Here is an 11,966-nt window from a genome sequence, read left to right on the forward strand (position 1 = left end):
GGCAAGCATATGGCGCCCGCTCGTCGTGAGCTTCGGGGGCCCGAGACCGTCGGCCACGGTCGTATCCGCCGGTGGTCAGGCGAATCGACCGAGGCCGACTCCGTGCGACTCCTCATCGCCGTCCGCGCTAAGCGGGCTGGGGCCCCTGCCGTACGGCCGCCAGCAGCTCCGCCACCGCCTCGTCCCGGGGGACGCCGTTGCGCTGCGAGCCGTCCCGGTACCGGAAGCTCACCGCGCCGTTAGCGACGTCCTCGTCGCCCGCGAGGATCATGAAGGGCACCTTGGCTCGCTGGGCGTTCCGGATCTTCTTCTGCATCCGGTCCGAGGAGGAGTCGACCTCCACCCGAAGCCCCTGGCTCTTCGCCAGCGCGGCGAACTCCTCGAGGTAGGGCACGTGATCGTCCGCGATCGGGATGCACGTCGCCTGAACCGGGGCGAGCCAGGCGGGGAAGACACCGGCGTAGTGCTCCAGCAGCACCGCGAAGAAGCGCTCGATGGAACCGAAGAGCGCACGGTGGATCATCACCGGCTGCTTTCGTGAGCCGTCGGCCGCGGTGTACTCCAGCTGGAACCGCTTGGGCTGCTGGAAGTCCACCTGGATGGTGCTCATCTGCCAGGTGCGTCCGATGGCGTCCCTGGCCTGTACGGAGATCTTCGGCCCGTAGTAGGCCGCGCCGCCCGGGTCCATGACCAGCTCCAGGCCCTGCTTGCCGGCCGCCTGCCGAAGCACCTCGGTGGCCTCCTCCCACTCGGCCGCCGCGCCGATGAACTTCTCGGAGTCGCCCCGGGTGGACAACTCCAGATAGAAGTCGCTCAGGCCGTAGTCGCGCAGCAGGTTCAGCACGAAGGTGAGCAGTTCGTCCAGCTCCTGGGGCATCTGCTCCTTGGTGCAGTAGATGTGCGAGTCGTCCTGTGTGAAGCCACGGGCCCGAGTCAGACCGTGCACCACACCGGACTTCTCGTAACGGTAGACGGTGCCGAACTCGAAGAGGCGCATCGGCAGTTCGCGGTACGACCGGCCACGCGCCCGGAAGATCAGGTTGTGCATCGGGCAGTTCATGGCCTTGAGGTAATAGTCCTGCCCGTCGAACTCCATGGGCGGGAACATCGACTCGGCGTAGTTCGGCAGGTGCCCCGAGGTCTCGAACAGCTTGGCCTTCGAGATGTGCGGCGTGTTGACGAACTCGTACCCCGCCTCCTCGTGCCGCTGGCGCGAGTAGTCCTCCATCACCCGGCGCACGATGCCGCCCTTGGGGTGGAAGACCGCCAGCCCGGACCCGACCTCCTCCGGGATGGAGAAGAGGTCCAGCTCGGCGCCGAGCTTGCGGTGGTCCCGCTTCTCCGCCTCGGCCAGGAACTCCACGTAGGCCTTCAGCTCGTCCTTGGTGGGCCAGGCGGTGCCGTAGATCCGCTGGAGCTGCTTGTTCCGCTCGCTCCCCCGCCAGTACGCGGCGGCGCTCCGCATCAGCTTGAACGCCGGGATGACGCGGGTGCTGGGCAGGTGCGGACCGCGGCACAGGTCCTTCCAGCACAGCTCGCCGGACTTGGCGTCGACGTTGTCGTAGATGGTCAGTTCGCCCGCGCCGACCTCGGCCGAGGCACCCTCGGCCGCGTCGGCGGCGGCACCCTTGAGACCGATCAGCTCCAGCTTGTACGGCTCGGCGGCCAGCTCCTCGCGTGCGTCCTCGTCGGTGGTGACGCGTCGGACGAACCGCTGCCCCCGCTTCTGGATCTCCTGCATCTTCTTCTCGATGCGCTTGAGGTCCTCGGGGGTGAACGGCTCCTCGACGTCGAAGTCGTAGTAGAAGCCGTCCTTGATCGGCGGGCCGATCCCGAGCTTGGCGTCCGGGAACAACTCCTGGACGGCCTGTGCCAGCACGTGCGCGGTGGAATGGCGCAGGATGTTCAGGCCGTCCTCACTCTCCAGCGCGACCGCTTCCACCGTGTCGCCGTCCCCGACCTCGTACGCCAGGTCCTTGAGCTCCCCGGCCACCCGGGCGGCGATCACGGAACGGTCGTCGGCGAAGAGTTCGGCGGCCGTGGTGCCCGTCGTCACCACGCGTTCTTCCCGCTCGGAATCGCGTTGGACGAGCACACGGACATCTGCCACCGGTTTCTCCTGACACTCTGGGTCGGCCCGCGCTGGCACGGCACCGCGGGGTCGCGCCGGCATCCTCGGCGCGCGCTGGAATCGTACCGAGCACCACCCCCGGACCGCGAAACAGCCGGGAGTCGTCGGCGGGGATGGCCGGGGCACGTCAGCGGCACCGACGGCAGCACCGGCGAGGCGCCGCGGGAGCGGTGGCGCACCACGGGAGAACGACCGCGGCCGGCCCGCGAGTTGGCGGACCGGCCGAGTGCTGGTGGGCGATACTGGGTTCGAACCAGTGACCTCTTCGGTGTGAACGAAGCGCTCTCCCGCTGAGCTAATCGCCCCCGTGTGCGCTGGGCACGAGCAGAACCATACCGTGTCGATCAGGCTTCATCCAAACCATGTGCCAGTCTCCGCCGCAGCCCACGCAGTCCGGCCCGCATCATCAGCGCGTGGTTCGCCAGGAACAGGGGTCGTCCGGGCAACGCGAACCACCGCAGTGACCGCTTGCGCACCTCGACGCACTGATCGAACTCCGCCCGGACCAGTCGTGGGTCGGCGGTGTCCCGCGCGATCGTCCAGCGCACGTGCCCCTGAAGGTCACCGGTCATGGCCATCTCCAGGACGCCCGTCGCCTCGTCGCGTCGCAGTGCGCGAGCGGTGACGCGGAGTTCGTAGGGCAGAAACGACCGGAAACATGCCATCCCGGCATCCCCGTCGAGCGGGTACACCTCACGCACCTGGGGCCACCAGGAGGGATACCGCTCGGCGTCCGCCAGCACGGCGTACACCTCGGCAGGCGTGGCCGACAGCCGCCATACCGCGTGAAACTCGTAGTAGTGCCAGCGGATGCCCATGAAGTGCTCCCACGACCGGCGCGGGCGGACGTTCACCCGACCGGACCGGCGGCCACTCACGATCGGATGGCCAGGCTGCGAGTGGGCGATACTGGGTTCGAACCAGTGACCTCTTCGGTGTGAACGAAGCGCTCTCCCGCTGAGCTAATCGCCCTGTCGTGGCTGCTACGTTACCCCATGTCCACGGGTGCTCAAGCCCCCTTGCGCGCCTTACGATCCGCCCGGCGTCGCTTCCACCACTCCGTCCCGGCCGCGAGCTTGCGCCGCGTCCAGCGCATCACCAGCTGTGCCCAGGAGAACTCGGTAGCCCAGATCGCCATCCCGGCGAAGATCGTCAACCACCCGGGGCCAGGAAAGACCAGCATGGCCACGCCGGCGATGACCACGGCGAGCCCTACGACGAAAACCCCGATCTGCCAGCTCAGGTGCAGCGGGCGGCTGGCCTGGACGAATCGCGGCGCTCGTGAGCCCAGCGGCTTATCGCCCTCGTTCGTGTCGACGCTGATGTCAGGGTCCGCACCCTTATCTTTGTCTCCCCCGTCCATGATGTCGTGCTGCACACCTGCGACTTTCGTCTTGGTATCCGTGGCGGCGGTCTCGGCATCCATGCCGGAAACCTACCGGATCGAGGGTGCTTCACTCGTCCGGCCGTACGAAATGACCTTCGACTCGGCCAAATGAGCGACCCGAACCTTCACAAATCGGTCAGAGGGGTTTACAACCGGCTGGTAGGTGGCATGTCGATTTCGCCGACGTGCGAACCCCCGAGCGCACACTGAGCGAAAGGCCCTGGCGCTTATGAACACCACGGTCAGCTGCGAGCTGCACCTGCGCCTCGTTGTATCAAGCGAGTCATCACTGCCTGTACCCGCGGGTCTGCGGTATGACACGGCCGATCCCTATGCCGTGCATGCCACCTTCCACACCGGCGCCGAGGAGACGGTCGAATGGGTCTTCGCCCGCGATCTCCTGGCGGAGGGGCTACACCGACCCACCGGCACCGGAGACGTCCGTGTGTGGCCGTCCCGCAGCCACGGGCAGGGTGTGGTCTGCATCGCCCTCAGTTCCCCGGAGGGTGAGGCTCTGCTCGAGGCGCCAGCGCGCGCCCTCGAATCGTTCCTGAAACGCACCGACGCCGCGGTACCACCGGGCACCGAACACCGTCACTTCGACCTGGACACGGAACTCTCCCACATCCTCGCGGAAAGCTGAGGTAGGGCCGCCCGACTCAGCCGTCCGACTCGGGGCGACGGCTGAGCACCGCGGGCCGCCCGTACGACCAGCGACAACGACGCCACGGCGAAACCGACCACCTCCTCGCCCTCCCGGCAGCATCCACCGGCAAACCAGCGCACTCGCGTCTACTACGCCGCCATCGTCAAGAGGCGATGGCGGCGCTGTCGCGCCCTGAACCGGTTAGGCTCAGAGGCCAGCGGACCCTGAACGCCCGGGAGACCCACGGTGCAGATGAACCACGACACCCGGTGCGCACTCGACGACGTGGTCGACCTCCTCAACACGGCGCCCGAGGGAGACGCACCGGACGCGCTCGTCTCCGTGGCCGACCTGTGCGCGTTCGTGAAACGCAACGCCCTCAGCGACGTCGGCGACCTCACCGAACGGGACGTGGCGGACGTGCGCTCGGTCCGCGAGCGGTTCGCCCGCATCTTCGCGGCCGACTCCGCGCGTACCGCCTCGGAGCTGGTGAACGAACTGGTGGCGGAGGCCGGCACCACGCCCCAGCTCACCAACCACGACGACTACGACTGGCACGTGCACTACTTCGCGCCCGGCGCCTCCGTCGCCCACCATCTGGCCGCCGACGGCGGTATGGCGCTGGCCTTCTTCATCGTCGCCGGGGAACGCGACAGGCTGCGCCGCTGTGAGGCCCCGGACTGCCCCCGTGCCTTCGTCGACCTCTCCCGGAACCGCTCCCGCCGCTACTGCGACAGCCGCACCTGTGGCAACCGTCTGCACGTCGCCGCGTATCGAGCGCGGCAACGCGAGTCCTCGGACAGCGCCAACTGACCGGAGCCCTGGGACGGAGCGGGGCACCGGCTGGGTCACAGCAGGAAGAGATCATGGCCGCCGGTGATGGCCAGCAAGGCACCGATCACCGCCAGGAAAAGCATCAGAGGCGGTTGGGAGAGCGCGAAGAGGCACCCACGGCTCTCGGCTGGCAGCAGCGGTTCGGCGGGTGGCTCGTCCAAACCGCCTGCGCGGTTCTGCGTTGTGTGCGGCATCTCGCGGGTGATGATCGCGCACCCGACTGCCACACCTCACGCAACACGCCAGACCCAGGCGGACCGTTCAGATTCCGTGCTTCTTCAGGATGGCCTCGATATCCGAGAAGTCCTCGTCTCCACCGCCGGACTGGCCGTCCCGCGACTTCTTCGCCGGCTCCGCGCCACCTCGCACGGCGGGGGCGCTCGGGGCGGCGGCCCCAGCGGCGCCGCCCTGCCCGCCGCCGGCTTGCCCGCTTGCGGCACCGCGCTCCTTGCGCGCACCACCGGCGCCCTGGCCGGCCGAGGTCCGGCCGCCGGCCACCCGCGCGATGACGTACAGCAGAACCGCCACCGCGAGCACCGCGAAACCGGTCCACACCGTCGGGTCCAGCACCAGGTCGGCGGCCCAGTCACCGATCGCCGTGCCGACCTTGCCCCCCAGCTTCACCAGACCGGCCATGGCCAGTCCGACGGGCAACAGCGCGAAGGCCGCGATGCGGGTCGCGGCGACGAAGCGACGCCGGTAGGCCGTCAGGAACGCGACAGCCAGTCCGGCGGCGGAGAGCGCAGCGCACACGGTCATGATGAGCATGTCTCCATCGTGCACCGACCGGCACCCCGAGGGCCATGCCAAACGGGAATCTCCGGGATATTCCGGGGTTGTGGCTCCCTCCCGGGTGCGAGAATCACCACCATGACCGACACCTCCGCAGCACCGGTAGTCCTCGACGCCTGGTACGAACTCCAGTGCCCCGACTGCCATCGGGCCCAGGGTGACCTGCGCGCCCTGCGCGAACAGTACGGCCCCGCGCTGGAGATCCGGCTGCGCCATTTCCCGTTGGAGAAGCACCGGCACGCGCACGCCGCGGCGCAGGCCGCCGAGGAGGCGTACGCCCAGGGTGTGGGCGACGCCTACACGGAGGCGGTCCTGGCCCGTACCAGCGATCTCGGCAAACGTGGCGAGCCCGTGCTCCTCGAAGTGGCGCGGGAGCTGGGCATGGACGTCGAGGAGGTGGAGACGGCGCTGATCGACGGTCGCCACCTGTTGGTCGTCGACGCGGACCAGGCGGAGGGGCGGGCCCTCGGGGTGACCGGCACTCCGACGTACGTGATCAACGGCGAGGTGCTGCACGGCGGGAAGAGTCAGGAAGGGCTACGGGAGCGCATCGTGGAGATCGCGGACGGGTTGCTGAAGAGCTGAGGCGCGCTGGCGGGGCTGGCGAGCGCCCGGCAGTCTGGCGGCTGGCACCGGCCCAGCAGGGTCAGTCCAAGCGCTTGTGCAGCACCCGCTCGATCGTGCGGTAGCCCAGCGTGGCGTACAACCGCCGCGCCGGGGCGTTGTTCACCCGCACCTGGAGACCGAGCCGGCGCGGACCGGCCGCGTGGCACTCCCGCTCGGCGAGCAGCATCAGCGTGCGTCCGTGCCCGCGGCCCCGCTGCCCCGCGGGCACCTCGACCGCGTACGCCCAGGCGTCGGCCTCGGGCCGGGGCGCTCCGTCCGTACACAGCCAGAGGCCGCCGACCGCCGCTCCGTCGTGCTCGAGGGTACGCAGCGTCATGCCGCTGGTCGCGGGGCCCTCCGGCAGCAGGGTGTCCAACTCGCGTGAGGCGACGGCACGCGCCCGTTCCGGAGGCACCCCGCGATCGGCGAGCACGTTGGAGTACCCGGCGACGTCCCGAACCCGCCAGGTCGCGTACTCCGCGTCGGTCATCCCCCTGGCCAGGCCGGCCCGCCGGCAGCGGCGGCGGGCCGGCCAACTCCTTCACCATGACGTGGCTGCGTTCCGCGTACCCCAGGGCGGTCGCCAGCGCCAGTGCCGGTGCGGCGGCCTCCGGGAGCGGCTGTTCCGGAAGGGCCGGCTCCGGCAGAGCGAGTTCCACGCGTACGCACCGCCAGTCGCGCAGCACCTCCTCGGCGGCCAGCGCTGCCGCGGTGGCGCGGCCCCGGCGGCGTTGCGCGGGATCGATGGACAGCCGGACGATCCGGCCGAGCGCGACCCCGTACGAGTCGCACGCGGCGAGCCTCACGGTCCCGACGGGGCGAGCGTTGGAGCAGATGTCGTAGGTACGCGCACGGCCGCCGTCCGGGGCGCGTTCCTCCGGCCCGGCGGGCCGCAGCGTGAGCGTCATCAGGCGTCCGGCGTCCGGCGGCCGGCGTCAGGCGTCCGGCTCGGCGGCGGAACGCTCCTCGAAGACCCGCATCGCCTTCGCCGTGACCGGTCCGGGGGTCGCCGGCAGGTCCCGCCCGTCGACACGGTGTACGGCCTGCACATCGCGCATCGACGAGGTCAGGAAGATCTCGTCGGCGCGGTCCAGGACGTCCATCGGGAGCTCGGTCTCCCGGGCTCCGGTCCACTCCGCCACGAGGGCGCGGGTGATGCCGGCCAGGCAGCCCGAGTCGAGCGGCGGAGTGTGGAGTTCGCCGTCCAGGACGACGAAGACGTTCGACCCGGTCCCCTCGCAGAGCGCTCCCTTGGTGTTGCTGAAGAGGGCTTCCGTCGCGGCCTGTTGCCGGGCACGGGCCAGCGCGATGACGTTCTCCGCGTAGGAGGTGCTCTTCAGTCCGGACAGGGCGCCGCGCTCGTTCCGAGTCCAGGGCACGGTGATCACGGAGGTGCTGTCCGGTCGCCGGGTCGCCTCGCCCATCGCGACGACCAACGTCGGGCCGGTGGTGCCCCGGTCGGAGCCCAGCGGCGAGAGCCCTCCGGTGTAGGTGATACGCAGCCGGCCCAGCGGCATCGGGTTCGCCTCGGTCACGGCCGCGCACGCGCGCCGTACCTCCTCGGCGTCCGGCTCGGGCAACCCCAGTCCGCGTGCGGAAGTGGCGAGCCGCCGCAGATGTCGGGTCATCGCGAAGGGGCGCCCGTCGACGGTCTTCAGCGTCTCGAAGACGCCGTCACCCACGGTCAGGCCGTGATCGAGTACGGACACCTGCGCGCTCGTGCTGTCCCGCAGCGCTCCGTCGAGCCAGATCCTCACGTCGTCATCCTCTCGTTCCCGTACACCTCCGACGCTACCGCGAGCAGTCGGGACGCCTTCAGCTCGGTCTCCTCCCACTCACGCTCGGCGTCCGAGTCCCAGGTGATCCCGGCACCGGTGCCGAAACACAACCGGGGCCCGCCGGGCAGGTCCCGCCGTATCCAGAACGTCCGGATACCGACCGCCAGTTCACCGGTGCCTCGGTCCGCGTCCACCCAGCCGACGGCGCCGCAGTACGGACCGCGCGGCGCCGTCTCGAGATCGGCGAGCAACCGCGTGGCGCGCGACTTCGGCGCCCCGGTGATCGATCCGGCCGGGAAGGTGTCGGCCAACAGCCGCGCCCAGCCCCGTGGTCGGCACGCGTGCGCGATCTCGCCACGCACCGTGGAGACCAGGTGTACCAGCCCGGGGTGCTCCTCGACGGCGCACAACCGCGGCACCGTCACGGTGCCGGTCCCGCACACCCGACCGAGGTCGTTCCGCACGAGGTCGACGATCATCACGTTCTCCGCGTGGTCCTTGGGCAACAGATCCTCGGCCGTACGGCCGGTGCCCTTGATCGGCGAGGAGGTGACGACGGCGCCGTCGCGGCGCAGGTACGACTCCGGCGAGGCCGTGGCGACCTCGACTCCGTGTGCGGGTAGTCGCACGGTGCCCGCGTACGGCGCCGGGTTGCCGCGGGCCAGGCGGGCGGCGAGCTGGTCCACGTCGCTGCTGGCGCGGCTCGCGTCCGGCAGCGGCGCCGTCAGTATCCGGCACAGGTTGGCCTGGTACACCTCGCCGGCGGCGATGTGCTCGCGTACGCGGCGCACTCCGGCCGTGTAGGCGGCGCGATCCAGCGAGGAGGTCCAGTCCGCGGGCGCCGGGCCGCGCCAGCCTCCCGGCAGCACGGCCGGTGGTGCGGCCGGTCGTACGTCTCCGAACCGGGCGCAGGTGAGCCCTCCCTCGTAGTCGGCTACGACCGCCCACCACCCGGAGGAGTCCAGCGCCTCGGGATCGTCGGTGACCTCACGTAGGTCGGTGGCGAGGAGGCCAGCGAAGCGGGCGAGCGGGGCGGGGTCGGACATGCGAGCGAGTCTAGGGATGTCCCGCGGCGACCCCGAGGTCGGCGTACGGGCACCGGGGCGGCAAGTGAATTGGAGCTGGTCCCAGAATCAGCTAAGGTTCAACCCGTCGCCGGGAATGCACCCGGGGGCGCACTGCGGACGTAGCTCAGCTGGTAGAGCACCACCTTGCCAAGGTGGGGGTCGCGAGTTCGAATCTCGTCGTCCGCTCCGGTTGGGGCTATGGTGGCCCCGACCATGGTGGAGTGGCCGAGAGGCGAGGCAACGGCCTGCAAAGCCGTCTACACGGGTTCGAATCCCGTCTCCACCTCGGACGATTAGCTCAGCGGGAGAGCGCTTCCCTGACACGGAAGAGGTCACTGGTTCAAATCCAGTATCGTCCACTGGTTCGCGGTCGCGGACCGTTCCGCGCGATTAGCTCAGCGGGAGAGCGCTTCCCTGACACGGAAGAGGTCACTGGTTCAAATCCAGTATCGCGCACGCTCGGCAGGCGGTCCCGCGCCGTCCCGGACGATTAGCTCAGCGGGAGAGCGCTTCCCTGACACGGAAGAGGTCACTGGTTCAAATCCAGTATCGTCCACTCCCGAACGCGTCCTCGGCGGATACCGCCGGGGACTTCTCGATCTCACGACCCGGCGTTCCAGGCTCGGTGCCTACGCGGTCGTGGCGGCACGTCGCGTGGACCGGGCACTTCGGGACCCGCGTCGTCCGCGGTGTCTCCCTCGTCGGCGAGTTGTGGACGCGCGCCGCCTACGACCGTGCCACGTACGGTGGTTGGGCGATGCGCGAACGCGTCCCCGCGGTCGGCAGCCGGACGTGGGCAGCACGCGGGCACGGCCCGGACAGCTCCCCAGCTGCCCGGGCCTCCTGCCGCCCGCCGCACCCCCGTCCCCACGGGGCTGATGGTCGGATGTCCCCGACTCGGGCCGCTCTCCCGAGCCCGGGGCGTCTGTCAGCGCCCCAGCATGCCGACCACGGACGACGCCTGCATGACCACCGCGTCCACACCACCGAAGCCGATGGCGAGGAGGACGGCCATCGGGAGGACCATGGCGGCGGCGACCAGCGGATGGCGGCTGCCACCCGGCCGGACGCCGAGCGCGGCGAACGATGTCAGCCGCCGCTGCGTCCGCGCGGCCGCTCGATGCGCTGTGTGCGACATGGTCTCTCCCCGTCCGTTGGCAGCGGCGGGCGTATAACCTCGGGGGACGAGTGCCGCGCCCGCCGCTTGATCCACCACACTAGGTGAGCTGTCCGCACCCGGGCGTCATGCCCGCGTACCCACTGCGGGGCCTCCCGCAGGATGACACCTCGCGAGCTCGGATACTCCCAGAGGTGGAGAACCTCGGCCCCGTTCCCAGGGAAATCCACCAGGGGTTCGAGCTAGGGGCCGCCGCTCGCCCCCAGGTCGGTCCGCCGGTGCTGTTCTCGGGCGGCAGCGGGCCGCCGGGTGACTTCACTCACGTACGTCGCCGCCACCGTCCCCTGTGCATGTGCTTCCGGTCACCACCCGTGCCGTGGGCAGGCCCGGCCAGGCCGCCGAGTGGCGGTCCCCCAGCGCCGCCGACTCTCACCTGCCGCCACGTCAAATCCCGGTGATGGCCCGGTTCTTGGCCGCCGCGGCCCTGGCGGGCCAGGGCCGCGCGAGGGCGCCGTGGGTCGTACCCGCTCCGCGATCCGCCGCTGACAATCCGTCTGGCGCCGCGTGTGCCGCCTGTCGTGGCTACCCGCCGGCAGTCCGTAAGCTGTCTTCGTCAGATGGACGGGCGGACCGGGAGGACTTCTCCCCGCCGGCGGCAGGGCGGAACTCTCCCCACCGGAGGTAGGAAGCGACATGGCGATGATGCGGCTCCGGCGCGAGGATCCGCGGGTCGTCGGCTCGTTCCGGCTGCACCGCCGGCTCGGTGCGGGCGGTATGGGAGTCGTCTACCTCGGCTCCGACCGACGTGGCCAGCGGGTGGCGCTGAAGGTGATCCGGCCGGACCTGGCGGAGGACCAGGAGTTCCGTTCCCGCTTCGCCCGGGAGGTCTCGGCCGCCCGACGCATCCGGGGCGGCTGTACGGCCCGGCTGGTGGCCGCCGATCTCGACGCGGACCGGCCATGGTTCGCCACCCAGTACGTCCCCGGACCCTCCCTGCAGGACAAGGTGAACGAGGACGGCCCCCTTCCGCCCTCGCGGGTGGCCTCGATCGGCGCCGCACTGGCGGAGGGCCTGCTGGCCGTACACGACGCCGGGGTGGTGCACCGGGACCTCAAGCCGTCCAACATCCTGCTCTCGCCCAAGGGTCCCCGCATCATCGACTTCGGTATCGCCTGGGCGACCGGGGCGAGCACTCTCACGCACGTCGGGACGGCCGTCGGTTCACCGGGCTTCCTGGCTCCCGAGCAGGTCCGCGGTGCCACGGTGTCGCCGGCGACGGACATCTTCGCGCTGGGTGCCACGCTCGCCTACGCGGCGACGGCCGACTCCCCCTTCGGGCAGGGGAGTTCCGAGGTCATGCTGTACCGCGTCGTACACGAGGAGCCACAGCTGCGCGACGTGCACGCGGCGTTGGCCCCACTCGTCGAAGCATGTCTGGTCAAGGCACCGGAGGAGCGGCCCAGCACGCTGCAACTCTCCCTGCGCCTCAAGGAGATCGCCGCTCGGGAGGCGCGCGGCCTGCCGGACGGCGCCCACCAGCCGCCCGCGGCCCACCCCGCCAAGCCCCCGGGGCAGCGCGGTTCGACCGGTCGGCGCGGCTGCTGTACG

The 11,966-nt window shown here is 70.5% G+C and carries 13 protein-coding genes, 7 tRNA genes and 1 pseudogene; 9 read left to right on the top strand and 12 right to left on the bottom strand.

Going from position 1 to position 11,966, the window contains the following annotated elements:
• Positions 1–127: 127 nt before the first annotated feature.
• From thrS to AN216_RS18855, 5 genes are all read right to left on the bottom strand, one after another.
• Complete coding sequence (thrS, locus tag AN216_RS18835; RefSeq protein ID WP_070197884.1) at positions 128–2,110, bottom strand: threonine--tRNA ligase; 1,983 nt, start codon at positions 2,108–2,110, stop codon at positions 128–130.
• Between the two features lie 251 nt (positions 2,111–2,361).
• Positions 2,362–2,436: transfer RNA gene (locus AN216_RS18840), tRNA-Val, on the bottom strand.
• Between the two features lie 39 nt (positions 2,437–2,475).
• Positions 2,476–2,949 carry an SRPBCC family protein gene (locus AN216_RS18845; RefSeq protein WP_420855768.1) on the bottom strand — a complete coding sequence of 158 codons (474 nt, stop codon included), beginning with the start codon at positions 2,947–2,949 and terminating at the stop codon, positions 2,476–2,478.
• 82 nt (positions 2,950–3,031) lie between these two features.
• A tRNA-Val gene (locus AN216_RS18850) sits at positions 3,032–3,103 on the bottom strand.
• 37 nt (positions 3,104–3,140) lie between these two features.
• Complete coding sequence (locus tag AN216_RS18855) at positions 3,141–3,557, bottom strand: TIGR02611 family protein (protein ID WP_420855769.1); 417 nt, start codon at positions 3,555–3,557, stop codon at positions 3,141–3,143.
• A gap of 190 nt (positions 3,558–3,747) precedes the next feature.
• Between AN216_RS18855 and AN216_RS18860 the strand changes: the two genes are divergently transcribed.
• Complete coding sequence (locus AN216_RS18860) at positions 3,748–4,161, top strand: SsgA family sporulation/cell division regulator (RefSeq protein ID WP_003959770.1); 414 nt, start codon at positions 3,748–3,750, stop codon at positions 4,159–4,161.
• A 249-nt stretch (positions 4,162–4,410) separates the two neighbouring features.
• Positions 4,411–4,977, top strand: a complete 567-nt coding sequence (locus AN216_RS18865; RefSeq protein WP_070197885.1) for a CGNR zinc finger domain-containing protein — start codon at positions 4,411–4,413, stop codon at positions 4,975–4,977.
• A 35-nt stretch (positions 4,978–5,012) separates the two neighbouring features.
• Here AN216_RS18865 and AN216_RS18870 read toward each other — a convergent pair whose 3' ends face one another.
• Positions 5,013–5,192: a hypothetical protein gene (locus tag AN216_RS18870; RefSeq protein ID WP_070197934.1), complete on the bottom strand. Its 180-nt coding sequence runs from the start codon at positions 5,190–5,192 to the stop codon at positions 5,013–5,015.
• 67 nt (positions 5,193–5,259) lie between these two features.
• Positions 5,260–5,766 (bottom strand): hypothetical protein, encoded by a 507-nt coding sequence (locus AN216_RS18875; RefSeq protein WP_070197886.1) that lies wholly within the window; start codon positions 5,764–5,766, stop codon positions 5,260–5,262.
• A 102-nt stretch (positions 5,767–5,868) separates the two neighbouring features.
• Between AN216_RS18875 and AN216_RS18880 the strand changes: the two genes are divergently transcribed.
• Entirely contained in the window at positions 5,869–6,375 is a 507-nt protein-coding gene (locus tag AN216_RS18880) for a DsbA family protein (protein WP_070197887.1), read from the top strand.
• Positions 6,376–6,436: 61 nt separating this feature from the next.
• Here AN216_RS18880 and AN216_RS30890 read toward each other — a convergent pair whose 3' ends face one another.
• The 4 genes and pseudogenes from AN216_RS30890 to AN216_RS18895 form a co-directional block, all read right to left on the bottom strand.
• Complete coding sequence (locus AN216_RS30890) at positions 6,437–6,886, bottom strand: GNAT family N-acetyltransferase (protein WP_338059262.1); 450 nt, start codon at positions 6,884–6,886, stop codon at positions 6,437–6,439.
• A gap of 217 nt (positions 6,887–7,103) precedes the next feature.
• A pseudogene (locus tag AN216_RS30895) lies at positions 7,104–7,304 on the bottom strand (GNAT family N-acetyltransferase); the annotation flags it as partial.
• Between the two features lie 27 nt (positions 7,305–7,331).
• Positions 7,332–8,153, bottom strand: a complete 822-nt coding sequence (locus AN216_RS18890; protein WP_070197888.1) for an aminotransferase class IV — start codon at positions 8,151–8,153, stop codon at positions 7,332–7,334.
• Positions 8,150–9,220, bottom strand: coding sequence for a chorismate-binding protein (locus tag AN216_RS18895; RefSeq protein ID WP_070197889.1), 1,071 nt, complete (start codon positions 9,218–9,220; stop codon positions 8,150–8,152). Before AN216_RS18895 ends, AN216_RS18890 begins: the two co-directional genes overlap by 4 nt.
• A gap of 134 nt (positions 9,221–9,354) precedes the next feature.
• Here AN216_RS18895 and AN216_RS18900 point away from each other — a divergent pair.
• From AN216_RS18900 to AN216_RS18920, 5 genes are all read left to right on the top strand, one after another.
• Positions 9,355–9,427: transfer RNA gene (locus AN216_RS18900), tRNA-Gly, on the top strand.
• Positions 9,428–9,456: 29 nt separating this feature from the next.
• A tRNA-Cys gene (locus AN216_RS18905) sits at positions 9,457–9,527 on the top strand.
• A 1-nt stretch (position 9,528) separates the two neighbouring features.
• Positions 9,529–9,600: transfer RNA gene (locus tag AN216_RS18910), tRNA-Val, on the top strand.
• A 25-nt stretch (positions 9,601–9,625) separates the two neighbouring features.
• Positions 9,626–9,697 (top strand) — tRNA-Val (locus tag AN216_RS18915).
• Between the two features lie 28 nt (positions 9,698–9,725).
• Positions 9,726–9,797, top strand: a tRNA-Val gene (locus tag AN216_RS18920).
• A gap of 372 nt (positions 9,798–10,169) precedes the next feature.
• Here the strand turns inward: AN216_RS18920 and AN216_RS18925 are convergent.
• Entirely contained in the window at positions 10,170–10,379 is a 210-nt protein-coding gene (locus tag AN216_RS18925; protein WP_070197890.1) for a hypothetical protein, read from the bottom strand.
• Positions 10,380–11,051: 672 nt separating this feature from the next.
• Here AN216_RS18925 and AN216_RS18930 point away from each other — a divergent pair.
• Positions 11,052–11,966: serine/threonine-protein kinase (locus AN216_RS18930; RefSeq protein ID WP_244502529.1), on the top strand; the 915-nt coding region annotated here is incomplete at its 3' end.

This window comes from Streptomyces oceani (genome assembly GCF_001751245.1).
In the GTDB taxonomy this organism is placed as follows: domain Bacteria; phylum Actinomycetota; class Actinomycetes; order Streptomycetales; family Streptomycetaceae; genus Streptomyces; species Streptomyces oceani.

Excerpts from the sequence above, each read along its gene's own strand:
- AN216_RS18845 (WP_420855768.1), bottom strand. The coding sequence starts at position 2,949 with ATGGGCATCCGCTGGCACTACTACGAGTTTCACGCGGTATGGCGGCTG.
- AN216_RS18855 (WP_420855769.1), bottom strand. The coding sequence starts at position 3,557 with ATGGATGCCGAGACCGCCGCCACGGATACCAAGACGAAAGTCGCAGGT.
- AN216_RS18860 (WP_003959770.1), top strand. The coding sequence starts at position 3,748 with ATGAACACCACGGTCAGCTGCGAGCTGCACCTGCGCCTCGTTGTATCA.
- AN216_RS18870 (WP_070197934.1), bottom strand. The coding sequence starts at position 5,192 with ATGCCGCACACAACGCAGAACCGCGCAGGCGGTTTGGACGAGCCACCC.
- AN216_RS18875 (WP_070197886.1), bottom strand. The coding sequence starts at position 5,766 with ATGCTCATCATGACCGTGTGCGCTGCGCTCTCCGCCGCCGGACTGGCT.
- AN216_RS18880 (WP_070197887.1), top strand. The coding sequence starts at position 5,869 with ATGACCGACACCTCCGCAGCACCGGTAGTCCTCGACGCCTGGTACGAA.
- AN216_RS30890 (WP_338059262.1), bottom strand. The coding sequence starts at position 6,886 with ATGACCGACGCGGAGTACGCGACCTGGCGGGTTCGGGACGTCGCCGGG.
- AN216_RS18895 (WP_070197889.1), bottom strand. The coding sequence starts at position 9,220 with ATGTCCGACCCCGCCCCGCTCGCCCGCTTCGCTGGCCTCCTCGCCACC.
- AN216_RS18925 (WP_070197890.1), bottom strand. The coding sequence starts at position 10,379 with ATGTCGCACACAGCGCATCGAGCGGCCGCGCGGACGCAGCGGCGGCTG.